This window comes from Ketobacter sp. GenoA1 (assembly GCF_003671475.1).
Taxonomy (GTDB): domain Bacteria; phylum Pseudomonadota; class Gammaproteobacteria; order Pseudomonadales; family Ketobacteraceae; genus Ketobacter.
Genome location: NZ_RCHM01000044.1, coordinates 127,496 through 150,148, shown reverse-complemented (window position 1 = coordinate 150,148; position 22,653 = coordinate 127,496). Strand labels below are relative to the sequence as shown.

At 55.7% G+C, this 22,653-nt stretch carries 15 protein-coding genes; 8 read left to right on the top strand and 7 right to left on the bottom strand.

The annotated features are described in order from the left end of the window. Nucleotides 1-20: 20 nt before the first annotated feature. A complete protein-coding gene (gene asnB / locus D9N13_RS19970) occupies nucleotides 21-2,039 on the top strand; it encodes an asparagine synthase (glutamine-hydrolyzing) (protein ID WP_290593639.1) in 2,019 nt (672 codons plus the stop codon). A gap of 11 nt (nucleotides 2,040-2,050) precedes the next feature. Here asnB and D9N13_RS19965 read toward each other — a convergent pair whose 3' ends face one another. From D9N13_RS19965 to D9N13_RS19950, 4 genes are all read right to left on the bottom strand, one after another. After that, complete coding sequence (locus D9N13_RS19965; RefSeq protein ID WP_290593854.1) at nucleotides 2,051-3,250, bottom strand: Zn-dependent hydrolase; 1,200 nt, start codon at nucleotides 3,248-3,250, stop codon at nucleotides 2,051-2,053. A 172-nt stretch (nucleotides 3,251-3,422) separates the two neighbouring features. Then, a complete protein-coding gene (locus D9N13_RS19960; protein WP_290593637.1) occupies nucleotides 3,423-3,878 on the bottom strand; it encodes a hypothetical protein in 456 nt (151 codons plus the stop codon). A 98-nt stretch (nucleotides 3,879-3,976) separates the two neighbouring features. After that, on the bottom strand, nucleotides 3,977-4,723 hold the full coding sequence (locus D9N13_RS19955) for an SDR family NAD(P)-dependent oxidoreductase (RefSeq protein ID WP_290593635.1): 747 nt from the start codon (nucleotides 4,721-4,723) through the stop codon (nucleotides 3,977-3,979). 3 nt (nucleotides 4,724-4,726) lie between these two features. Further along, a complete protein-coding gene (locus tag D9N13_RS19950) occupies nucleotides 4,727-6,502 on the bottom strand; it encodes an acyl-CoA dehydrogenase C-terminal domain-containing protein (protein WP_290593633.1) in 1,776 nt (591 codons plus the stop codon). Between the two features lie 141 nt (nucleotides 6,503-6,643). Between D9N13_RS19950 and D9N13_RS19945 the strand changes: the two genes are divergently transcribed. Next, the gene (locus D9N13_RS19945) at nucleotides 6,644-7,588 is read left to right on the top strand and encodes a MerR family transcriptional regulator (RefSeq protein ID WP_290593631.1); all 945 of its coding nucleotides are present in this window, start codon (nucleotides 6,644-6,646) and stop codon (nucleotides 7,586-7,588) included. On the opposite strand, the gene D9N13_RS19940 is transcribed toward D9N13_RS19945, so the two are convergent. Together D9N13_RS19940 and D9N13_RS19935 are read right to left on the bottom strand one after the other, a co-directional pair. Beyond that, nucleotides 7,569-8,819 carry an RNA polymerase sigma factor RpoD/SigA gene (locus D9N13_RS19940; RefSeq protein ID WP_290593629.1) on the bottom strand — a complete coding sequence of 417 codons (1,251 nt, stop codon included), beginning with the start codon at nucleotides 8,817-8,819 and terminating at the stop codon, nucleotides 7,569-7,571. The genes D9N13_RS19945 and D9N13_RS19940 overlap by 20 nt on opposite strands. Before the next feature lie 102 nt (nucleotides 8,820-8,921). Next, a complete protein-coding gene (locus tag D9N13_RS19935) occupies nucleotides 8,922-10,454 on the bottom strand; it encodes a cryptochrome/photolyase family protein (protein WP_290593627.1) in 1,533 nt (510 codons plus the stop codon). A 208-nt stretch (nucleotides 10,455-10,662) separates the two neighbouring features. On the opposite strand from D9N13_RS19935, the gene nifJ reads away from it, so the two are divergent. Together nifJ and D9N13_RS19925 are read left to right on the top strand one after the other, a co-directional pair. Then, on the top strand, nucleotides 10,663-14,250 hold the full coding sequence (gene nifJ, locus D9N13_RS19930; protein WP_290593625.1) for a pyruvate:ferredoxin (flavodoxin) oxidoreductase: 3,588 nt from the start codon (nucleotides 10,663-10,665) through the stop codon (nucleotides 14,248-14,250). Further along, nucleotides 14,250-15,263, top strand: a complete 1,014-nt coding sequence (locus D9N13_RS19925; protein ID WP_290593623.1) for a dihydroorotate dehydrogenase-like protein — start codon at nucleotides 14,250-14,252, stop codon at nucleotides 15,261-15,263. Before nifJ ends, D9N13_RS19925 begins: the two co-directional genes overlap by 1 nt. A 70-nt stretch (nucleotides 15,264-15,333) precedes the next feature. Here D9N13_RS19925 and D9N13_RS19920 read toward each other — a convergent pair whose 3' ends face one another. Continuing rightward, nucleotides 15,334-16,080, bottom strand: coding sequence for a hypothetical protein (locus D9N13_RS19920; protein ID WP_290593621.1), 747 nt, complete (start codon nucleotides 16,078-16,080; stop codon nucleotides 15,334-15,336). A 154-nt stretch (nucleotides 16,081-16,234) separates the two neighbouring features. Between D9N13_RS19920 and D9N13_RS19915 the strand changes: the two genes are divergently transcribed. From D9N13_RS19915 to D9N13_RS19900, 4 genes are all read left to right on the top strand, one after another. Next, nucleotides 16,235-17,491, top strand: a complete 1,257-nt coding sequence (locus D9N13_RS19915; RefSeq protein ID WP_290593619.1) for an MFS transporter — start codon at nucleotides 16,235-16,237, stop codon at nucleotides 17,489-17,491. A gap of 154 nt (nucleotides 17,492-17,645) precedes the next feature. Next, nucleotides 17,646-18,926 carry a hypothetical protein gene (locus D9N13_RS19910; RefSeq protein ID WP_290593617.1) on the top strand — a complete coding sequence of 427 codons (1,281 nt, stop codon included), beginning with the start codon at nucleotides 17,646-17,648 and terminating at the stop codon, nucleotides 18,924-18,926. A gap of 289 nt (nucleotides 18,927-19,215) precedes the next feature. Then, nucleotides 19,216-21,255: a DUF1302 domain-containing protein gene (locus D9N13_RS19905; RefSeq protein ID WP_290593615.1), complete on the top strand. Its 2,040-nt coding sequence runs from the start codon at nucleotides 19,216-19,218 to the stop codon at nucleotides 21,253-21,255. Nucleotides 21,256-21,270: 15 nt separating this feature from the next. Next, nucleotides 21,271-22,650, top strand: a complete 1,380-nt coding sequence (locus D9N13_RS19900) for a DUF1329 domain-containing protein (RefSeq protein ID WP_290593613.1) — start codon at nucleotides 21,271-21,273, stop codon at nucleotides 22,648-22,650. Nucleotides 22,651-22,653: the final 3 nt, after the last annotated feature.

Genomic DNA, 22,653 nt, shown 5'->3' with positions numbered 1-22,653 from the left:
GAAGTCAACAGGAGAAGATTATGTGTGGTATTGCCGGTGTGTTTCACCGCGACCCCCAACAGCCCATTGATTCCCAATTGTTGGTGAATATGGCTGCCATCCAATATCATCGCGGCCCGGATAATTTCGGTTATGCCAATCCGCCCGGTCTGGGGTTGGGATTGAGTCACGCCCGCTTGTCCATTATTGATCTGAATGAGGAACGCGGTCGCCAGCCGCTGGTGTCACCGGATCAGCAGTACTATCTGGTGCACAATGGGGAGTTTTACGATTTTCAGCGCATTCGCGCCATGTTGGTGTCCAATGGTGCCCGCTTCGCCAGCAAGAGTGATTCCGAAATTATTCTGCATCTCTATCCCCGCTATGGCATGGAAAAAACCCTGGAATACTTGCGTGGTGAATTTGCCTTCGCGCTGTATGACAAAACGGAAGACAGCCTGTATCTGGTGCGGGACCGGTTTGGTATCAAGCCGTTGTATTGGAGTGAAACCGCCGATGGGGTGGTGTTCGGGTCGGAGCTGAAAGTATTGTTTGCCCACCCGGGCGTGAAACGTCAGCTCAATGCCGCCGGCACCTATCATCAGTTGATTCAGGTGATGGTGCCCGGCAGTACCGCCTTCGACGGTGTGCATCAGGTGCCGCCGGGACACATGATCAAGGTTCAACGCAAGCAAGGCAAGCTGGTCATCAGTCAGAAGAAATTTTGGGATATTGATTTTCCGGTGGCCGGTGAGTACGTCAATCACCACGATGAAAGCCATTATATTGAAGGTGTGCGCGATCAGTTGCTGGAGGCTGTGCAACTGCGGCTTAATGCCGATGTGCCGGTGGGCTGTTACCTTTCCGGCGGCATCGACAGTTGTTCCATTCTGGGCCTGTCGGCGGCTGCCCGTCAGGACCCGGTGAAGGCGTTCACCATCGGCTTTGACAGCAGCGAATACGATGAAACCCCCATTGCCCGGGAAATGGCAGACAGGACCGGTGCCGAGCAAATCGTATTGACCCTGTCGGCGGATCATCTCTACGATAATTTTTCCCGCACCATCTGGCACACCGAACGGACTATTTATAATACGCTGGCGGTGGCGAAGCTGCTGATGAGCGAAACCGTCAAACAGAATAAGTACAAGGTGGTGTTAACCGGTGAGGGGTCCGATGAGCTGTTCGCCGGTTACCCGGCCTTCCGCAAGGATATGTTCCTGTACGGCCTGGATGATCTGCCTGCCACCCTGCGCAAGGAATGGCAATCCAGCCTGGAGGAGAGCAACAGTCTGTTTCGGGGGGCCATGCTGCCGCGGGAGGATTTCAACTCCGAGGCCATGAGCGATGTGGTGGGCTTTACCCCCACCTGCCTGCAGAACTGGTTGCATTGCCATGACTTTGCCATGGCACTGTTGAATCCCGAATGGCGGGCCCAGCTCAAGGATTATGATGCGGGGGCGCAGATCGCGGCCACCTTTGATCGCAGCCAACTGGATGGCCGTCATCCTCTGGATAAAGCGCAGTATGTGTGGATCAAAACCATGCTCGAGGGCCAGATCCTGACCTGGGGTGGGGATCGAGTGGATATGGCGAATTCCATGGAAGCCCGGCCGGCTTTTCTGGATCACCATCTGGCTAAGTTCGCCACCACGGTGCCCCCCCAGCTGCGTATAAAAGGGGCCACGGAAAAATACGTGCTGCGTGAAGCCATGAAGGGGCTGTTGCCGGAAACCCTGTATAAACGCCAGAAGTTTGCCTTTATGGCGCCACCGGCCCATACCGACCAAAAGAAATGGCAATCCATGATGGCATTGATGGATGAGTTTGCCAGCAAGGAAAAAGTGGAGTCGGCGGGTTTGCTGGACAGCGTGGCAATCCAGAAGATGATCAGCGATCACGAGAATCCCGCTATGGACCGTGAAACCAAGGTGCAATTGGATGCGGTGATCAACCATGTGTTGGGGGTGCAGTTACTGCACCATCACTTTGTGGCGCAGGATGTGCCCGCGCTGGCACGGCAGCGCGCCGATGAACTGGGCTGGCACGCTGCGGGATGATGCAGCCAGCCCTAAAGCGTTGTCTGTAACCGGAGCAGGCTGTTGAGTAAAACGTTGCAGCCTTTCTCCACATCCACCCAGTGCGACCATTCATCCGGTGCGTGACTGACACCGCCCACGCTGGGAATAAAAATCATGCCGGTGGGGGTGATGTCGGTGAAGAACTGGGCATCGTGGCCTGCCCCACTGGGCATAAGCTGATAACTGTAACCCAGCTCCTGGGTGGTTTGTTCAATCACGTCCATTACATGCTGGGAACAGCTTTTGGGCTCCAGCCAGCTCATTTGCTCGTACTCAAACATCAGCCGGTGCCGGCGGGCAATGGCTGATAGGGCCTTGCGGCAACTGTCGGCCAGGTCGCGCATCACCTGTTCCGACATATCCCGGCCCACCAGTGTGAAATCCGCTTCACCGGGTACGGTATGTGCGTAGCCGGGTTTCAAATCCACGCGGCCGATGGTAAGGCGGGATTTATCCGTACCATTCTCGTCGATGATGCGCTTGATCTCGTGGGCAAAATCCGCCAGCCCCATAAAGGCATCGCTGCGTAAATCCATGGGCGCGGTGCCGGCGTGGTCTGCCTTGCCCAGAAATTTGATCAGCCATTTGAAAACGCCCGAAATACCTTCCACCACCCCGATGGTTTTTTTGCTGGCTTCCAACACCGGGCCCTGTTCGATGTGCAGCTCGATAAAGGCTTTTACATCCTCCGGGTTGCGTTTGGCGTGCAGGGCTTCATGGTAATCCAGACCCCGTGCCGCCATGGCCTGCTTCAGGGTTTCACCGGTGGGGTCTTTGGCGTTTTCCAGCCAGTCCAGTGTCAGGCTGCCGCTGAGTGCCTGCGCACCCAGCATACCACCAAAGCGGCCTTCCTCTTCGCTGGTGGCAATGATCTCAATGGGGTATTGCAGGGGAATGTCCTGTTCCTGAATGATGCGCACACATTCCAGGCCGGCGATCACCCCCAGGGTGCCGTCAAAGATGCCACCGGCCGGTACCGAATCCAGATGCGAGCCGATCAGGATGGCCGGTTTGTCCTGGGGGCCATAGCGGCCGCAGACGTTACCGGCGCCGTCCATGTGGGTGTGCAATCCGCAACGCTGAAAGTGGTCGGTGATCCAGTGTCGAGCCTGCCAGTCGGCTTCGGTGAAGCCCTGCCGGTAGATCCCTTTATCGCTCTCTCTGTAGCCGAACTTGGCAAGCTCATACAGATCGCGTTCAACCCGGGTAATATCAACGGAGTAAGTGATAATGACATCTCCTGTAACGGTAATTTATGGATCTGTTTGCAATTCAATCTGCTGGTACAGGGTTTGTTGCATGCAATTATAACGGCCTTTTGCACACTGTAATGGGGGGTTATACAAAACTCAAGATGCGCCCTCAGCGCCGCTCCCAATCGGCAAACACCAGCAACCAGTCAGTGCCCTCCAGGCGCCATTCGGTGTGCACCTGATAGACAGCACCCTGCTGTGGGATGAGGCCCTCACCACCGGTCACCAGTGCGTTGAAACGGGCGTGGGCCACGTCCGCCTCCATCTCGATTGCCAGTGCGCTGGCCACAATTTCAATGTTGGTATGTTTCAGCATATAGAACGCCAGGGTGCGCTTGATCCATAGCCTGTCATGGCCGGAGCGGGTGCCGAAATTGGGGTGTAACAGATCCAGCACCTGATCCGGGTCTTTTTCTTCAATTCCGCTTTCCAGGTGTTCCAGGTTTTGGATAATGATGTGCTCCGGGGTGCGGCTGTCGCTACAGGCTAAAGGCAGCAGGCACAACAGCACGTACCACAGGGGCAGGGCAATGGGCTGGATCTTGGTGGTGAAACTGGCCATCATGGGAATCATCTTGTGTGGAAGCGGGCGGATGTCTTCTGTGCTAGTGTACGGCTACCCGGCTTATTGTCCACTGTGCGTGACGGTCTTCTGTCGCTGCGCTACCAGGCAATATCCTCACCCCGCCAATCCCGATAGAGTCCGCTTTGTCCCGGTTTTATGCCATCACAGCATTGCGTCAGGTAAGTTGCTGCCCGTTGCGGGCTGAACAGTTTGTCCTCAGGCACCCGGCTTTGGAATGGCTTGGACAGGGGCGTGTCGACAGTGCCCGGATGGTAAGCCATCAGCGACACATTCTCCGCCCGCCGCTGATATTCAATGGCGGCGGTTTTCACCAGCATATTGAGGGCGGCCTTGGACATCCGGTAGCTGTACCAGCCGCCCAGTTGGTTGTCGTTGATGCTGCCCACCCTGGCGCTCAGCAGGGTGACCACACAATGCCTGGGGCCGCGCAGCAGGGTGGGCAGGCGCGCCAGCCACAGGGCCGGTACAATGGTGTTTGAATGCAGGATGCTTTGCAGGCAGCGCTCGCTCAGATCTTCCAGCCTTTTTTCCGGCAGCAGATCAGTGTTGTGCAGTTGCCCGTTGAACAGGTAAACCCGCTGCACACTGCCTTGATAGGTCATCAGCTTGGCGCAGGTTGAGGCGATGTGTTGTTCACTGTAATCACAGGTTATCCAGTGCACGGCGGCGCCAGGTGTCGGCGCAGGCCGGCGGCTGATGGCGACAATGCGGCCGCCATCGGCCTCCGCGGCAAGCTGCCTGATAAGGGCACCGGCCAGTGTGCTGCCGGCGCCGATAATCAAGGTAGTGCGGTCTGTGTCATCCTTGGTTGCTGACCCGGCCATCCATCAGAACTCCTCGGCGCTAAAGGCCATCAGGTGATCCTTGCCGGCTTTGATGGTTTGCGTCAGAGCCTGCATTTCAGGCAGGATTTCCCGCAGGTACACGTCCCTGGTTTTGCTTTTGCTCCGCAGCACAGGGCGCTCATCGCCGTTGGCCATCAAGTCTTCCGCCACCTGGGCGTTGCGCGCCAGTAAAAATCCCTGCACGGCAATTCCGAACAGTTTCAACAGGGGGGTGGCCGCTGCCGCAGCCTGCTCCCGATCCTGCAAGCCGTGCTGGGTCAACCAGCCCAGTGCATCCTGCAGCTGTGCGAGCGCTTTCTGCAGTGGCTGTTGAACCTGGGGCTCAGTGATGGATGTCAGCATGCCGCTGAGTTCTGTCAACAGCGCCTTGACAGCGCGGCCACCTCCCATGGGTAACTTGCGGCCGACGAAGTCCAGCGCCTGAATGCCGTTGGTGCCTTCATAAATACGGGAGATCCGGCAGTCACGCAGCAGTTGTTCAATGCCCCAGTCCCGGGTGTAGCCGGAACCGCCCAGGGTTTGTACCGCCTGGTCGCAGATGTGGTAGCCGGTGTCGGTGAGGTGGGCCTTGACCACGGGTGTCAGCAGTTCCACCAGATCCGAGGCCTGTTCCCTGGCGGTGTCATCCTTGCTGCGTTCGCTGATGTCCAGTTGCAGGCCGACCCACATTGCCAGCGCTCTGCCGCCTTCCACCAGGGCTTTCTGGGTCAGCAGCATGCGCCGTACGTCCGGGTGAACCAGGATGGTGTCGGCGGGTTTGTCCGGCTCCTGAATGCCGGCCACGGAGCGCCCCTGAATCCGTTCCCGGGCAAAGCCCAGGGCGGTCTGATAGGCCGCATGCCCCAGCCCCAAACCCTGAACACCTACCATCAAGCGGGCGGAATTCATCATGGAGAACATATAGCGCAGGCCCTGATGGGGTTCGCCAATCAAATAGCCCTCCGCGTTTTCCAGGTTCATGAAACAGGTGGCTGAACCATTGATGCCCATTTTGTGTTCCAGGCCGCTGCAATAGATGCCGTTGCGCTCCCCGTTGGTGAGCCATTTGGGTACCAGAAAGAGCGAAATGCCTTTGGTTCCGGCCGGAGCATCGGGCAATTTTGCCAGCACCAGATGAATAATGTTCTCCGCCAGATCGTGTTCACCCCCGGTGATCCAGATTTTGGCGCCATTGATACGGTAGGTGTTGTGTTGATCCGGCTGGGGCTCGGCGCGGGTCTTGATCAGCCCCAGGTCGGTGCCGCACTGCGGCTCGGTGAGGCACATGGTGCCGGTCCATTGTCCGGCGATGAGTTTTTCCAGGTACTGGCTTTTCAGCGCCTCGCTGGCGTGCTGTTCCAGTGCCACGATGGCGCCGTGTGTGAGGCCGAAGTACATGCTGAGGGATGTGTTGGTGGCGGCACACATTTCGTCGAAGGCCACCCCCAGAATCTTGGGTAAGCCCTGGCCGCCGTATTCGGTGGGTGCGGTCAGTGAGGGCCAGCCGTTGGCGACGAATTGTTGAAAGGGCTGCTGGTAGGCCTGTGGTGCGGTGACGGTGTGGGTGGCCGCGTCGTAGCGGCAGCCCTGCTGGTCGCCCTCCGCATTCGCCGGCAGCAGCACGCCACTGGCAAACTTCGCCATCTCACTCAGTACCGCTTCCGCCAGATCCGGGCTGAATTCCTCGTAACCGGCCAAACCTGAATAGGTTTGGTGGGCTTGCATGACATCGAACAGTAGAAACGAGAAGTCTGCCAGCGGGGCTTCGTATTGATTCATGGTGTTACTCCTGCTTAGTTGTCAATGTATTGTTCTTGACAATAGCTGACATAATGGCTTTAATTGAAATGTGTCTAGGTAGTATCTATTATTTGTTTTGTTGTTGTCTTATTTGTGGTGATTAATCCAGGAGATAAACCCATGAAACAGTATCGAATCGGCGCCGTTGCGAAGTTAACTGGCTTGACCGTGCACAATCTGCGGGTCTGGGAGAAGCGTCACAATGCGGTGGACACGGAGCGTACTGAAAGCGGGCGCCGCGTTTACAGCGAGGCGGCACTGCGCCGGCTCAAATTGCTGAAGGCCTGTGTTGATAACGGTCTGGCCATCAGTTCAGTGGCGGACATGAGTGACAGCGAATTGAAAGAGACCCTCTCAGAGTTCGGGGCGGCCACCGTCAAGCCGGCTGCCGCAAAACGGGATTACAAAGTCTGTCTGGTGGGGGCGGAACTGATGCCCAGTCTGGAGCAGATGGTGCTGCAGTATCTGAATCTGCAGGGGCTGGAGCGTCATGCCAGTGTCGCGGAATTCAAGCAGGTGTACAGCGCCGGGCACTATGATCTGGTGATGCTCGACGTGCCTTCTTTCAACGCAGCCGAAGCCAGGGAACTGGGCGCGTTTGTCAAATCACTGGCGGCCGGCAGTGTGGTGCTGTTTTATCGCTTTGCCCGGCAGCAGGACGTGAGCTACCTGCGAACGCTGGGGGTGCGCACCATGAAAGCACCGGTGGACAGGAATGATTTGCACAGCCTGTTGAGCGACGTGGTCAACGTTGAGGGTAAGAGCGCCAAGATTCTTCCCATGCGGCGCGCACCCTCACGCCAGTTCACTGATCACGCGTTGAATAAAGCGGCAAACCTGTCTTCCAGTATTGAGTGCGAGTGCCCCCACCACATGGCTGAAGTCATCAAGAGTCTGGTGGCGTTCGAGAATTACAGTGCTCAATGTGAAAACAAGGACAAGGCATCTGAAGATTTGCACCGGCACATCCATCTTCGTACCGCTGAAGCGCGGCAAATCATGGAATCATTGCTGCAATCCGTTCTGGAGCAGGAAGGTATTGATCTCAGCCTGGTAGAAGCCTGAGTTTTTCCAGCGCCTCTTCCAGAATCTGTCGTACCCGCTCGCGACTGACGCCGATCTGTGGGGCGATTTCGTTGAGTGAGTATGGCTGATGATGGCCGATGCCGTACTTCAGGCGCACAATGGTGGCCTCCCTGTCACTGAGCCGATCAAGATAGGATTGAATCCGACGCTGCTGCTGCGCGATGGCGGTGGCAGAGTCCGGGTCGGCTTGCTGCCAGTCGTAACTTAACTCGTCCAGCAGGGTTTTCTGGCCATCGTCGAACAGCGGGGTGTCAGCAGAGATACAGAGGTTGGACAAGGAACGCAGATCCTGAATTTTTTTGCGGCTGAAGCCGGTTTCCCGCTGGATATCCGCTGGCGTGGCATTGCGGCCGGCACGGCTGCGGTGGGCCTGCATGAAAGCGTACATACGGTTGACCTGATGGTTGATGTGGGTGGGGTAGCGGATCAGGGAGCGCTGTTTGGCGATTGCCTGACGCATGGCCTGTTGAATCCACCAGAATGCATAGGTTGAAAAGCGCACGCCCACCTGGGCATCAAACTTGATGGCGGCGCGCAGCAGGCCCAGGATCCCTTCCTGCACCAGATCGTCGAATTCCATGCCTTTATCGCGGTGCCGTTTTGCCAGGTGGTAGACCAGGCGCACATTGCATTCCACCAGTTGATTGCGAACGTCATAAAGCTTATGCAGGGTATGCACCAGGTCTGAATGTGTGGCCTCCGTGGTGCCCTGTGCAACATTCTCTGCCTGCTGCAGTATGAAATCCCGGTTTATGTCAATGTGATCGAACAGGTGTATCAACCGCTGCAGCAGCGCCTGCTCCCGGGCTGGCTCCGCTAAGCACTGTCGGCACAGTTGCCAGTGATCGTGGGTGGTGATGATGGCGTCCAGGGTAACCTTTAACTCCGGCTGCCTGCTGGCCTGCGCCGGCCATTCTTCAGCTTGGATCTGATCCAGCAGTGTTGCCAGGCGTTCGCTGTTGCCGGCCAATTGTTGCTGTAATCGGCGGAAGCAATCCCGCAGGCTAGTGGCCAGTGCCTGTTCCTGCTGGGCATCCAGTAGTGGGTGGTCGGCAATGTTGCCACGGGATGGATTTTCTGTTGTCACCTCGATTTCTTCATCCACTGTTTGTTCCCACTGTTCCTGATCAAACAGCAGAGCCGTATTGGGGGGATGTATGGCCTCATCGTCCGGGTTGGCCGACACATCAATATGACTCCATCGAAACATAGTCACCTACCTTGTTACGTTGTCTGAAACTTTGAACGCCCGGGCGGGTAAAAGTTTGCGGTCGGTTCCGGTGTCTACGATCTGTTGAGCCTGGCTGTGTTGTTACAGCTCGTCCAGTCGCTGCAGCAGTTGTTCGGCGTGCTGCAGGCTGCGGGCACGCTTTTCCGCATCCATTTTGTCAAAGGTTCGGTAGATCATGTTCATTCGGGGATTGCCCTCGAATGCGGTGCGATGACGTTGCATGAAGTGCCAGTACAGGCTGTTGAAGGGGCAGCTGTCCGCTTCTGAGGCGGTTTTTACGTTGTAGTCACAATGTTGGCAATAGTCGGACATTTTGTGGATGTAATTGCCGGACGCCGCATAGGGTTTGCTGCCCAGATAGCCGCCGTCAGCGTGCATCACCATGCCCAGGGTATTGGGCAATTCCACCCAATCGTATGCATCCACGTACACCGCCAGGTACCATTGGCAGATTTCCCTGGGGACAATGCCGGCCAGCAGCGCGAAGTTGCCGGTGATCATCAGACGCTGTATGTGATGGGCATAGCCATGCTCAAAGGTATTTTTAAAACATTGCGCCATGCACTGCATTCGGGTTTCACCGCTCCAATAATAGTGGGGCAGCGGCCGTTGATTGTGCTGACTGTTCAAATGGGCGTAATCGGGCATGTTCAGCCAGTAGATGCCGCGCACGTATTCGCGCCAGCCGATGATCTGACGGATAAAGCCTTCCACTGCGTTGAGCGGAGCGCGGCCTTCTTGGTAGGCGGTCTGGGCGGCTTCACACACCTGCAGCGGTTCCAGCAGGCCGGCGTTCAGATAAGGGGAGAGCAGGCTGTGAAACAGGGCGTGCTCATGCATGACCATGGCATCCTGAAAATCGCCGTACCAGGGCAGCCGGAATTCAATGAAATGGTCGAGGGCGGCCCGGGCCTGCTGGCCGGTGGTGGCCCAGTTAAAGGGTTGCAGTTTTCCCGGATGATCGCTGAAATGCGATGCCACACACTCCAGCACCGATTTATCGATGTCGTCCCGCGTGAACGCAGGCAGGGGTGGTATCGGTGGTTCTCCACGGTAGGGTTGGCGATTGCGCTGATCAAAATTCCATTGGCCACCTTCCGGTTGGGTGGCACTTCGCATCAGCAGGCCGGTGCGCTTGCGCATCTCCCGGTAGAAGTATTCCATACGCAGTTGTTTGCGTTGGCCGGCCCAATGCTTAAATTCCTCCAGCGACGCCAGAAACCGGTTGTCGTCCAGCACCCGCACCGCACAGGGCAACACCCGGGTCCACAGCTGGTCAATGTCATGTTGTAAGCGGTATTCCCCGCAGTGGGTGATCACCAGGCTGTCTGCCGGGTTGTGCTTGAGTGTGTCCTGCACCACATCAAGCAGTGTCCGTTCTGGTGTAGCGGGATCGTAATGCTGGTATATGACGTTCCAGCCCTCGTCCCGTCGTTCGGCGGCGAAATGCCGCATGGCGCTGAAGATGAACGCTATTTTTTGCTGGTGGTGGGCAACGTATCGGGCCTCCGCGCCCACTTCCGCCAGCAGCAGGCAATCCCGCTGCCGATCCAGTTGTGCCAGGGTCGCAAGCCCCGGGGAAAGCTGGTCTCCCAGTATTAAGCCGATTTTCATCTTAGCCACAAAATTGGGTTGGTTTTAAACATCCTAGGCAGATTCCCCAACGGGCACCAGAATGCTTCACGCATCTCCAGTAATTGTCTAGCTGTGGGCTCCGTTCCACGGTGAAAACCCTTGCCACCCTTGTTCCAGATCAATTCATGGCCCGGGTAGCCGTGCAACAGTGATGCTCTCGGTGCCCTGACCCTGCGGAGAGACTGCAATGCCGGACACAGCAAGCCACTTCCTGACCATTGATGGGAATGAGGCGGTGGCCCTGATCGCCCATAAAACCAACGAAGTTATCGCCATTTATCCGATCACCCCTGCCTCCCCCATGGGGGAGCACGCGGATGCCTGGTCGGCCCAGGGCCGCCCCAATATTTTTGGCTCGGTGCCTCAGATCATTGAGATGCAGAGTGAAGCGGGCGCCGCCGGAGCCATCCATGGTGCGCTGCAGGGGGGCACGCTCGCCACCACCTTCACCGCGTCCCAGGGGCTGCTGTTGATGCTGCCCAATATGTACAAGATTGCAGGGGAGCTGACTCCCACGGTGTTTCACATTGCCGCGCGTTCGGTTGCGGCGCAGGCCCTGTCGATTTTTGCCGATCACAGCGACGTGATGTCCGCCCGTGGCACCGGTTTTGCGATGGTGGCATCCAATTCCGTGCAGGAAGCCCACGACATGGCGCTGATCACCCAGGCTGCCACGCTCAACAGTCGCATCCCGGTACTGCATTTCTTTGATGGCTTTCGCACGTCCCACGAAGTGGCGAAAATACACAGCATTGAGGATTCGGTTATTGCCGCCATGATCGATGGCGATGCGGTGCAAGCACATCGCCAGCGGGCGCTGTCGCCGGAACACCCGGTTATTCGGGGCACATCGCAGAATCCCGATGTCTTTTTCCAGGCCAGGGAAACTGTCAACCCCTACTACCAGCAGTTCCCGGCCATCCTGCAACAGGCCATGGATCAGTTTGCCGACCTGACCGGCCGGGCCTACCGACTGTTTGACTATGAAGGCGCCAGCGATGCCGAGCGTGTGATCATTGTGATGGGGTGCGGCGCTGAAACCGTGGCCGAAACCGTCAGCGGATTGCTGGCCAAAGGTGAGAAAGTGGGCGTATTGAAGCCGCGACTCTATCGGCCGTTTGACGGCACAGCCTTACTGGCCGCTCTGCCCACCACCACCCGAGCCATTGCCGTACTGGACCGAACCAAGGAGCCCGGTGCTGAGGGTGATCCCCTGTATAAGGATGTGGCCACAGCGGTGCTGGATGCGGCGGGGGCGGGCAGGTTGCCATTCGCCCAGGTGCCACGGGTGGTGGGCGGCCGCTTCGGCTTGTCTTCCAAGGAGTTCACACCGGGCATGGTGTGCTCGGTGTTTGACAATTTACACAGTCTTTCTCCCCGCAATCATTTCACCGTGGGCATTGTGGATGATGTCACGCACTCCAGTCTGCCCTGGGAGGAGCGCAACGCGCCGGCGCAGAACAGCAAGCCCTTTGAATGCCTGTTCTATGGCCTGGGCTCTGACGGAACCGTCAGCGCCAACAAGAACAGCATCAAAATAATCGGGGATTGCACCGATCTGCATGCCCAGGGCTACTTTGTCTACGACTCCAAAAAATCCGGTGCGGTAACCGTGTCCCACCTGCGTTTTGGTCAACAGCCGATCCGCTCAGCCTATCTTATCGGAGATGACCGCGCCCGCTACGTGGGCTGTCACCAGACGATATTTCTGGAGAAGTTCGATATGTTGAAAAAGGCCGCACAGGAGGCGGTCTTTGTGCTCAACACCTCGCTTTCGCAAGATCAGGTATGGCAATCCTTACCGCGCTCCGCCCAACAGCAGATGCTGCAGAAAAATATCAGTCTGTACATCATTGATGCCTATGAGGTTGCCCGGCAGAGTGGTATGGGGCGGCGTATCAATACGGTGATGCAAACCTGTTTCTTTGCGATTTCAGGGGTTCTGCCCAGGGCGGAGGCAATACAGCAGATCAAAGCCTCGGTGGAGAAAACCTATGGCCGCAAAGGTCGCCACATCACCCGCCGCAATTTCGAAGCCATTGATAATACGCTGGCCGCCTTGATCAAAGTGCCGTTGCCCGCTGAAGTTAGCTCCAGCCAGGAAATACAGGAGGTGGGTGCGGCGCAAACTGATCCGTTCCTGAAGAACGTTACCGCAGAAATCATCGCCGGGCGTGGTGATCGGATACCGGTAAGCCTGTTGCCGGCGGATGGCACTTATCCCACCGGTACCGCGAAAATCGAAAAGCGAAATATCGGCCTGGAAATCCCGGTGTGGGATGAGCAACTCTGCACCCATTGCGGCAAGTGCGCGTTCGTCTGCCCCCATGGGGTGATTCGCAGCAAGGCGTTCCCCGCTGCCGCGGCCAAGGATGCGCCCGCCACGTTCAAGCAGGTCCAGATTAAGGGTAAGGATTATCCCCAGGGCACGCACATCAGTTATCAGGTGGCACCTGAGGACTGCACCGGTTGTTCTTTGTGTGTTGACATCTGCCCCATACGGGATAAAAGCAACGCCAGCCACAAGGCATTGAATATGGCTGCGATCGGGCCGTTAAAGGAACAGGAAAAACTCAACTGGGATTACTTTCTTGGATTGCCCGACATGGATCGGAGCGAGGTGAAAGTCAACACCATGAAAGGCTCCATGTTGTTGGAACCACTGTTTGAATTTTCCGGCGCCTGTTCCGGCTGCGGGGAAACGCCTTACATCAAATTGGCCAGCCAGTTGTTTGGTGATCGCATGGTGGTTGCCAATGCCACCGGCTGTTCATCGATTTACGGCGGTAACCTGCCCACCACGCCCTGGACAAAAAACGCCGAGGGCCGTGGGCCCGCATGGAATAATTCCCTGTTTGAAGACAATGCGGAGTTCGGCCTGGGTATCAGAGCCGCGTACGATCAGCAGCGCTTGATTGCGGAGGATTGCCTGCGGCAGCTGGCGCATACATTGGAACCAAGTCTGGTTGAGGCTGTGTTGAACAGCCCCCAGAGCAATGAGGCAGAGATTCATGAGCAGCGGCAGCGGGTGGCGGCCATTCGTGACCGGTTGAATAACGTCGGTGAACCCGCTGCGCGCCAATTGGAGCCGGTGCTGGATGCGTTGTGCCGTAAAAGCATCTGGATCATCGGTGGTGATGGGTGGGCTTACGATATCGGTTTTGGTGGCCTGGATCATGTTATGGCCTCCGGCCGTGATGTGAATATTCTGGTACTGGATACGGAGGTGTATTCCAATACCGGAGGCCAAACCTCCAAGGCCACTCCCCGTGGCGCGGTGGCCAAGTTTTCCGCCAGTGGTAAAGCCACCGCAAAAAAGGATCTGGCGCGCATCGCCATGACCTATGAAAACGTGTACGTGGCCCACGTTGCCTACGGCGCCAAGGATGTCCATACCCTGCATACGTTTTTGGAAGCGGAAGCCTATGACGGGCCATCGCTGATCATCGCCTATGCTCCGTGCATCGCCCATGGGGTGGATATGAGCAACAACCATCGACAGCAGAATTTGGCGGTGGATTCCGGTCATTGGCCGCTGTTCCGGTTTGATCCGCGTAAAGCGCAACAGGGACAGAATCCGCTGAAGCTGGATTCCAAACCACCCTCTGTGGATTACGCGGAGTTTGTGAAAAGTGAAACCCGTTTCAGCATGCTCTGGAATACGCATCCGCAGCGGGCCGCTTTGCTGCTGGATCAGGCACGGGCCGAAGTGCATGAACGGTTTGAGCGTTATCAGCAATTGGCGGCACTGGATTGGGACGAGGAGATTCAATAATGGTGGATTTCACAACACGCTATTGCGGTTTAACCCTGAAGAATCCACTGGTGCCGTCATCCGGACCGCTGACCGGTAACCTTGATGATGCCCGCCGCCTGGAAGATGCCGGGGCGGCGGCCCTGATACTGCCTTCCCTGTTTGAGGAAGAGTTGATCCATGAACAGGAACACCTGCATCGATTCATGGATATGCAGGACATCGGTCATCACGAAGCGGACAGTTTTCTGCCCACGGTACATCCCTGTGCGTCCCGCCTGGATCGGATGCTGGAAACGATTGTCCGTTATAAACAATCACTGTCTATACCTGTGGTGGCCAGTCTCAATGGGGTGACTGATAGTGGCTGGATTGAGCATGCGCAGGATCTGCAGGCGGCCGGTTGTGATGCCATTGAATTGAATCTGTTTGGAGTTGAACCCGGTGTGGAAACCCGCAGCGAGATGATAGAGGAACGTTATCTGACGTTGGTCTCTCACCTGGCAGGCTCGGTGCAGATACCCTGCGTGGCAAAACTGTCCAACCAGTTTTCTGGTGTGGTGAGCTTTGTCAGTCGATTGGAGCAGGCCGGTGCTGCCGGTGTATCGGTTTTTAATCGCTTTTATCAGCCGGATATTGATCTGGAGACGCTGCAGATCAGGCCGCAATTAAGCTTGTCCAGTGTTCAGGAAACGCTGTTGCGCATCCGCTGGATTGCCATGATCCGGCCTCATGTCGGATTGACCCTGTCTGCCACCGGCGGCTTTCATGGCTTTCAGGATGTGATGAAAGCATTGTTGGCAGGGGCGGACGTTGTGAATCTGTGCAGTGTACTGTTGAAAGCCGGGCCCGAGGTCATCGGCACCATACTCGAGGATATGGGTTGCTGGATGACGGAGAAGGAATATACATCCGTGCAGCAGTTGCAGGGCAGTCTGAGCTATCGCAATGCAGCAAATCCGGAAGGCTACGAACGGGCGAACTATATGGATGTTCTGGACAGCTATACCAGCAGCCCTGGTGTGCGTGTGTAGCGATTGGGGTCACAAAGATCAGCAGGCTGCCGCCAGCGGGCAGCAGCCTTGGGTGTGTGCCCTGCTCTGATCAGTAGCGGGTGATACCAAACACTTCCCGATACAGTACCGCCATCGCGATGGCCATAAGGGGCACGCTCCAGATCAAACCCAGGCCCAGTGGAATCATGCTTACGATCATAATGATGGTGAGCACAATAAAAAACAGGAATACGCTCAACCAGTGCTTGGTGATGGCCTTGCGTGAGGTTTCCAGCGCCTCCCATGGGCCCATGTCCCGGTCTATGATCAGGGGAATCGCCAGCATGTAGGCAAAGTTCAGATAAATGCCCGGAATGACAAACAGCAGATAGCCGATAAACAGCATGATGTACATGAGGATCATGGTGAGCAGCAGTTTGCCGGTTAGATTGAAGCAGGAGAACAGATCGCCGAACTCCGGTTGCTGCCCCTGCACCTGCTTCAGGCACATAACGAATATACCGGCAGAAAAGGGTAGCATCACCGCCATCATGGCAAATTGTATGATGAGCTGAATCAACATGGCGGCGCCCATACCTGAGCCCGATTCCGGATCGGTGCCGGTGATGAGCAGAGTAACCGTGGTCAGAATGGCCACCGCCACCATGACAATAATATACATGAGTATCCCCGCACCCAGAATATAACGCTTCGCCCCCTTGGTTTTCTGCCAGGCTTCGGACAGGATGTCCGCCAGTTCAATTGAATAATCACCATCGATACCGGCCTGCAGTGATCCACCTGACTCATTGGTTTCCACCAGTGTTGCGTTGGGGGCGGAATAGTTGTTGCTCATGGGTATACTCCCTGTATTTTTACTATTATGAATGAAAGATGACGTAACCTGTGCTGTCGGCTGCCCTCACGGGTCCACCGGCAAAGTTTCAAAACACTTATAATTCACGTTAGCATAAATTGCCACAGTTGAAGTTGTTTCAGGAGGAAAGCGAATGCTCCCATTAATACTCCCCATTGGCGCGCTGCTGTTGGGGGTTGCGCTGTTGTTGTTGGGTGGTGGCCTGCTAAACACGTTATTGGCGATCCGTGGCGGGCTGGAAGGCTATAGTGACAGCAGCATGGGCTGGATCATGTCCGGTTATTTCGTCGGCTTCTTCATTGGTACCTTTCTGGCATTGCCCATAATCCAAAGAATCGGCCACATACGCACCTTTGCTTTCTGCGCTGCCATTGCAGCTTGCTCAGTGTTGCTTCATGTTCTGTTGGTAAACCCGGTGGGCTGGTTGTTGTTGCGGGTGGTAACCGGTAGCTCATTGGTGATTCTCTACACAGTGATCGAAAGCTGGCTCAATGGCTATACGCCCTCAGAGCAACGCGGCAAAGTATTTTCCATCTATATGGTGGTGAACCTGGGGTCTTTGGCGCTGGCGCAACAACTGCTGCGGCTGGATTCCCCCTCGGCCTTTACCCTGTTTGCACTGGGTGCCATTCTGGTGACCCTGAGTGTGCTGCCGGTGACCTGGACCCGGCTGGCGCAACCAGAAGTGTCCAAGGTCTCCAAAGTGAAATACGGAGATCTATACCGGGTGGCGCCAGTGGCTATGGCCGGAGCACTGCTGTCGGGGTTGGCGATGGGCGCATTCTGGGGAATGAGCGCAGTGTATGGGCGGCGAATCGGTCTGGACAGCAACAGTGTGGCCACTTTCATCAGCTGCGCCATTGTAGGCGGCGCGTTGTTGCAGTTTCCCCTGGGGCGTTACTCGGATACCCACGATCGGCGGAAAGTGCTGGCAGTGGTGTGCTGCGGCGCGGCGCTGGCGGCATTGTTGTTGGCACTGTTGTCGATGGCCGGGCAATGGGTGATGCTGGCCATTGCGCTCTATGGTGGTATGGCGTTCGCGGTGTACCCGGTGTGCGTGGCACACCTGAGCGACCACCTGGATGCAGAAAGCATGTTATCCGGCAGCAGCGGCATTCTGCTGTTGCATGGTGTCGGCGCGGCGATTGGCCCGGCGTTGGCCGGACAGCTAATGGGGGTGCTGGGGCCACAGGCATTGCCCATTTATTTTGTCTGCATGCAGATGCTGCTGGCGGTGTTTACCGCTGTGCACCTGCGTAAAAAAGTCGAAGACCCATCCGAACACCCTTCTCATTTCATGCCCATGGTGCGTACCACGCCAACGGCATTGGAGATGCTGCCGGATGAAGAAATTACCTCCGCTCCCGAGACAGCGTCCACAGGATCCTGATGGAAATGCTATCTGTTCGCGGGTGGCCGAAAGTCTCAAAGTAAACGGATTATTATGCCGCTTTGTGCGGCGCGCTGCCTCGTTACTATAACCTCGTAACAATAATTCGTAACAATAATTCGTAACAATAAAAAGAAACATACGAGGCGGCACCATGAAACGGATTCTGACTGCACTGGTCTGGGGTGTCGGGCTGCTGGCAACTACTGGCTATGCACTGACACCGCCCCTGCACCCTATTGATGCCTTTAAAATCATTACCATCGAAGGAGAGGATGCCCCTGGTCTGGTGGGTATGCCCCTTGAACAGCTGTCCCTGGCTGCCATGATCGATGGTGTGCTGGAACCCATCCCCTATCAAATAGACCAGTATAACATCGGTGGCGCCGTTTATTTTGAAGGTTGGCATGTGCCTTTGGCGGGTAGCGCACAGCAGATGGATGAAACCGATAAACTTCTGTTTCTGTTTAAGGACGCAGGTGAACGTTACCGTGGGCGGCTACCCCATGACGGTAGCATCCTGGCAGAGATACGGATGCGGGATGAACAGGGTTATCTGCGCTACGTTTACGTGATGAAGAATTCACGGTTGCGTTCTGATGAGCAGTACGTGCGTTACAGCGCAGCAGAAGGTGTGGTTGAGACTGATTTTTACAGCATCCGTTATAACAAAAATAATCATTTGGTATGGGATGATTTCAGTTATGTGAATTACTTGGGTGAAAGGCCGTTGGATTCCCTCAATCTGCAGCTGCGCGGTGGGATACTCACCTCTTTGGCGGAAGTGGAACTGGGCAAGGATCAATTGGTGGCTGTGCCAAAAGGTGAGCTTATCGGGCCTATTCGTACCACCACTCAGCTTGATTTCAGTGTCTACTTCATGGCGGTACCGGTGCTGAACCTGAGTGTGCAGATTCATCATGGCCCCAAATCGTTAATGTACGATGTGCGGGGAGTCATTCCGGAACTGCGGCGTAGCCTGGTTGCCGATCCCACCATTACCATGTCCATTGATGCCAATCGATTGCTGGGGGCCAGTATCATGACCTCTGCTGCCCCCGGTCGGGTTGGCACTGTAGACGGCACCATTGACGAGCAGGAGCAGTCGGTGATTGATGCCGGACTGGACCCCCATGATAACTGGATCTGGGTGAGTACCAAACGTAATCTGGATTTTCTCTCTTACGTGGACTATTTGGGAGGGTTTGATTCCAGCATGTCATTGTTGCTGGAAGACAGTTTTGAGTTGCAGCGGCCCAACGAACAGTTTCCCGGGCAACTGCCCAATACCGGTTATATTATTGAAGAATTTCCGAAGCAGGGATTCATTGGTGTGGTGGTCAGTTTGTTGATGAGTGATGGGTTCGCTGGTGCACCGGAGGATTTTGCTCGGCAGGCGCGCTCCCTGCCGGATATCGAAGTAAGGCCATGGTGACACCCCTCACAGTTTTCGTGTTTGGTTAGCAAAACCATTTCCCTGTTATGAGATGAAAAGCCCAGCTGTATTGGCGGATCAGCAATGCTGGTCAAAACAATCATTAATTATAGATTAATCGGCCATTAACAAGCGTTCCCCTTTTGTTATTGTCGAGGGTCAGGGCGATCAAAAATTAAATCATGCACCTGAAATCTGCCGTGAGTAAAGGCGCCGACACTGCGCTGCGTTGGTGTTGCTTTACCGGTTCATAACAGAACAACACAAAACGGGATGGGGATGCTCTCATATGTCCAATCGTGACTTCCTTCGGGTAAGTGCCTTGGCTGCCGCAGTCAGTGCTGCAATCACAATGCCGGCTTATGGCTTCGAATATAAACAGGGTGATTTCTATATGCAGGTGGACACCACGGTTTCCGTGGGTGCTTCCTGGCGTGCTTCGAATCGCGACTACCAGCAGATCGGGGCGTTGAACACCGTACTTGCAACCGGTGATCGATCCAATGCCCACAAACACGGTAGCAGCACAGCCGATAATGCGAACTTGAACTACCAAAAGGGTTCAACCTTTTCAGAGCTGTTCAAGATAACCATGGATATGGAACTGAATTACAAGAACTATGGTGCCTTTGTTCGTGGCAAAGCCTTCTACGATCACCGTATTGTTAATGGTGATGGCGTAACGGATACACCCGCTTATTATGATCAGGTGGCCAATCAACTTGTGCTTAATGGTGACGAGTTGGCCCCCAATCAAAGTGACGGCCGCAGTGCTGATATTCTGGATGCTTTCGTCTGGGGTGATTGGTGGCTGGGCGATAAGCCCGTTAATGTCCGCCTGGGGCGTCAGGTCATCAGTTGGGGCGAGGGGATTTTCTTTGCCAATGGGATAAACAGCATCAACCCGGTTGATGTGAACGCGCTGCTTGCACCGGGCTCCGAGGTGAAAGATGCGCTGATTCCGCTGGGGTCATTGTATGGCTCCATTGGCCTCACCAGCGCACTGACCCTGGAAGCCTTCTATATGCTGGAGTGGAAAGAAACCGAACTACCCGCCTGTGGCACTTATTTCTCGCCCTCCGATCTGGTGGGGCCGGGCTGTTACAACGGCTTTGTTCCCTATGGCATGGAATATAATGATGTTTCCCAAACGGTTTTCCCGGCACCTGCTGCGGCGGTGACCTTACCTCGCGTGGGTGATCATGAGCCGGATAACGGCGGCGAGTATGGAGTTGCTGTGCGTTATTTTGCAGAATCCATTGAAACAGAATTCAGCTTGTACTACATGAACTTGCACTCCCGTTTGCCTGTCATTTCCGGGCACTACGCCGATATGGATGCCTTCCTGACAGCAGATCCGTTGGGCCTTGTGGGGACGCTGTTGCCACCGCCCGGGAGCGGTTTGACCCTGGAGCAGTTCCGTGATGGGCTGGCTGCGTTGCCGGAAGCGCCTGGAGCGCCGTCCAGTGTCCTGGGCACTGCCTATCTGCTGCCATATGGGGATTACTACCTGGATTATGTTGAAGACATTGCGTTGTTGGGTGCCAGTTTCAGCACCGCCTTTGATTTTGGTTTGCCCGGTGGTGCAACCGCTGTGTCCGGTGAAATCAGTTTGAGGAAGGATCAGCCGTTTGCTTTGGAAGATGGTGACTCATTGGCTGGTGCTGTGGGCTTGCCTTCACTGACCTGCTATGACGCGCCAACGCCTTATGATTGTTACAGCAAGTTCGATTCCGGTGATGAGAATAAAGGCTACGTTGAGGCGGATTATTATCAGGCTGAGATCGCGTTTATTCATTTCTTCGATCAGATCCTGGGTGCTGCTCGCTGGACCGCGATACTGGATATTGCGGGTTCGTATACCGACTTGCCGGACAAGGATAAAGCATTGTTGAACAGCAGCTATAATGCAACGCTGTCGTTTCCCAACTTACCCCAGGCAGATTCTCCCGAGGCGGCCTTTGCTGACTATGAAGCGTTTCTGGCGGCTAACTTTATTCCCAATTCAGCGACAACCCCTGAACAGGATTACTACCCAACCAGTGGTGCCTGGGGCTATAAGATGCGCTTCACCGGTGATTACAACAACGTACTGGGCGGGGTAAATCTGCGCCCCACCATAAGCTTCAGCCACGATGTGTCCGGCAATTCCGCGAGCCCGGTATCCAATTTCCTGCAGAACCGAAAGGCCCTGGGCTTGTCCCTGGAGGCGGTATTGCTGAATGACTACAGTGTGAAAGCCTCGTACACCGATTTCTATGGTGCGGAACCGTATAACCAGCTTGCCGATCGAGACTACTACTCACTTAGCGCTACGGCATCCTTCTAAGGGTGGGGGAAAATAATGATGATTAAAACGCAACAAACCTCAATCACGTTGCCCGGCATTGTCCTGTCGATAATGATGGCCGGCTTTGCCAACGCCAAGGTGCCTGAGGAACAGGCCGCGAAGCTGGGCGGATCCGAGCTGACGGTGACCGGCGCAGAAGTGGCGGCCAACAAGGAAGGCACCATTCCGGCTTACGAAGGTGGTTTGAAGTCGCCACCCGATTGTTATAAAGGTGGTGAGTTTCTTTGTGATCCGTTTCCGGATGACAAACCTTTATTCACGATTACCGCTGACAATGTAGCGCAGTATCAGGATAAATTGAGCCCGGGCCAACTGGCCATGTTCGAGAAATATCCAGAAACCTATCGTATGCCGGTATACCCGACCCGCCGTACTTTTCGTATGCCGGAGCACATCGCTGAGCTCACCAAAAAAAATGCGCTGAAAACGCAGCCGGTGGGCCCAACCGGAATGAAAAACTATGAGCTGCAGGGTTATCCGTTCCCCATTCCCAATAACGGTCTGGAGGCGATCTGGAACCACATTGCGCGCTGGCGGGGTGATGCATTGGATCGCTATGCGGGTCAGGTTACCCCGCTGGCCAATGGTGCCTACAGCATGGTGATGTTTCGGGATCAGGTGGCGGTTGCCAACAAGTTGACCGACTACGAGCCGGGTAAAGACGATAACGTGCTGTTTTACGGCAAGCAGGTGGTCACCGCCCCATCCCGGTTGGCCGGTAATGTGCTGTTGGTGCATGAAACTCTGGATCAGGTAAAAGAGCCACGCCGGGCCTGGATTTACAATGCCGGTCAGCGCCGTGTACGCCGGGCTCCCCAAGTGGCCTACGACGGCCCGGGGACTGCGGCGGACGGCATGCGCACGGCGGATAATTACGATCTTTATAATGGGTCTCCTGATCGTTATGAATGGACGCTGAAAGGCAAACGCGAGATGTATATTGGTTACAATGCCTATAAGCTGGACGAAAAAGGTTTACCCTATGATGAGATTATCCAGCCCGGACACATCAACCAGGATCTGACCCGCTACGAACTGCACCGGGTATGGCAGGTGGAAGCCAATTTGCGCAGCGGCACCCGGCATATTTACGCCAAGCGGGTGTTCTTTCTGGATGAGGACAGCTGGATGGCTGCAGTGATCGATCACTATGATGGCCGCGGCAATCTGTGGCGGGTGGCGGAATCCCACGAAATACTCTACTACCACGTCCCGGTGCAGGGGTATTCACTCGAAGTGCTCTATGATCTTCATGCCGGTCGTTATTTGGCGTTGGGATTTGAAAACAATGAAGTGATGGGTGTGAATTGGGAAGCTGAGTTTTCCTACACTGATTTCCAGCCGGCAGCGTTGCGCCGGGCAGGTATCCGATAAATC

Excerpts from the sequence above, each read along its gene's own strand:
- asnB (WP_290593639.1), top strand. The coding sequence starts at position 21 with ATGTGTGGTATTGCCGGTGTGTTTCACCGCGACCCCCAACAGCCCATT.
- D9N13_RS19925 (WP_290593623.1), top strand. The coding sequence starts at position 14,250 with ATGGTGGATTTCACAACACGCTATTGCGGTTTAACCCTGAAGAATCCA.
- D9N13_RS19915 (WP_290593619.1), top strand. The coding sequence starts at position 16,235 with ATGCTCCCATTAATACTCCCCATTGGCGCGCTGCTGTTGGGGGTTGCG.
- D9N13_RS19940 (WP_290593629.1), bottom strand. The coding sequence starts at position 8,819 with ATGTTTCGATGGAGTCATATTGATGTGTCGGCCAACCCGGACGATGAG.
- D9N13_RS19905 (WP_290593615.1), top strand. The coding sequence starts at position 19,216 with ATGTCCAATCGTGACTTCCTTCGGGTAAGTGCCTTGGCTGCCGCAGTC.
- D9N13_RS19955 (WP_290593635.1), bottom strand. The coding sequence starts at position 4,723 with ATGGCCGGGTCAGCAACCAAGGATGACACAGACCGCACTACCTTGATT.
- D9N13_RS19945 (WP_290593631.1), top strand. The coding sequence starts at position 6,644 with ATGAAACAGTATCGAATCGGCGCCGTTGCGAAGTTAACTGGCTTGACC.
- D9N13_RS19935 (WP_290593627.1), bottom strand. The coding sequence starts at position 10,454 with ATGAAAATCGGCTTAATACTGGGAGACCAGCTTTCCCCGGGGCTTGCG.
- D9N13_RS19910 (WP_290593617.1), top strand. The coding sequence starts at position 17,646 with ATGAAACGGATTCTGACTGCACTGGTCTGGGGTGTCGGGCTGCTGGCA.
- D9N13_RS19950 (WP_290593633.1), bottom strand. The coding sequence starts at position 6,502 with ATGAATCAATACGAAGCCCCGCTGGCAGACTTCTCGTTTCTACTGTTC.
- D9N13_RS19960 (WP_290593637.1), bottom strand. The coding sequence starts at position 3,878 with ATGATGGCCAGTTTCACCACCAAGATCCAGCCCATTGCCCTGCCCCTG.
- nifJ (WP_290593625.1), top strand. The coding sequence starts at position 10,663 with ATGCCGGACACAGCAAGCCACTTCCTGACCATTGATGGGAATGAGGCG.
- D9N13_RS19920 (WP_290593621.1), bottom strand. The coding sequence starts at position 16,080 with ATGAGCAACAACTATTCCGCCCCCAACGCAACACTGGTGGAAACCAAT.
- D9N13_RS19900 (WP_290593613.1), top strand. The coding sequence starts at position 21,271 with ATGATGATTAAAACGCAACAAACCTCAATCACGTTGCCCGGCATTGTC.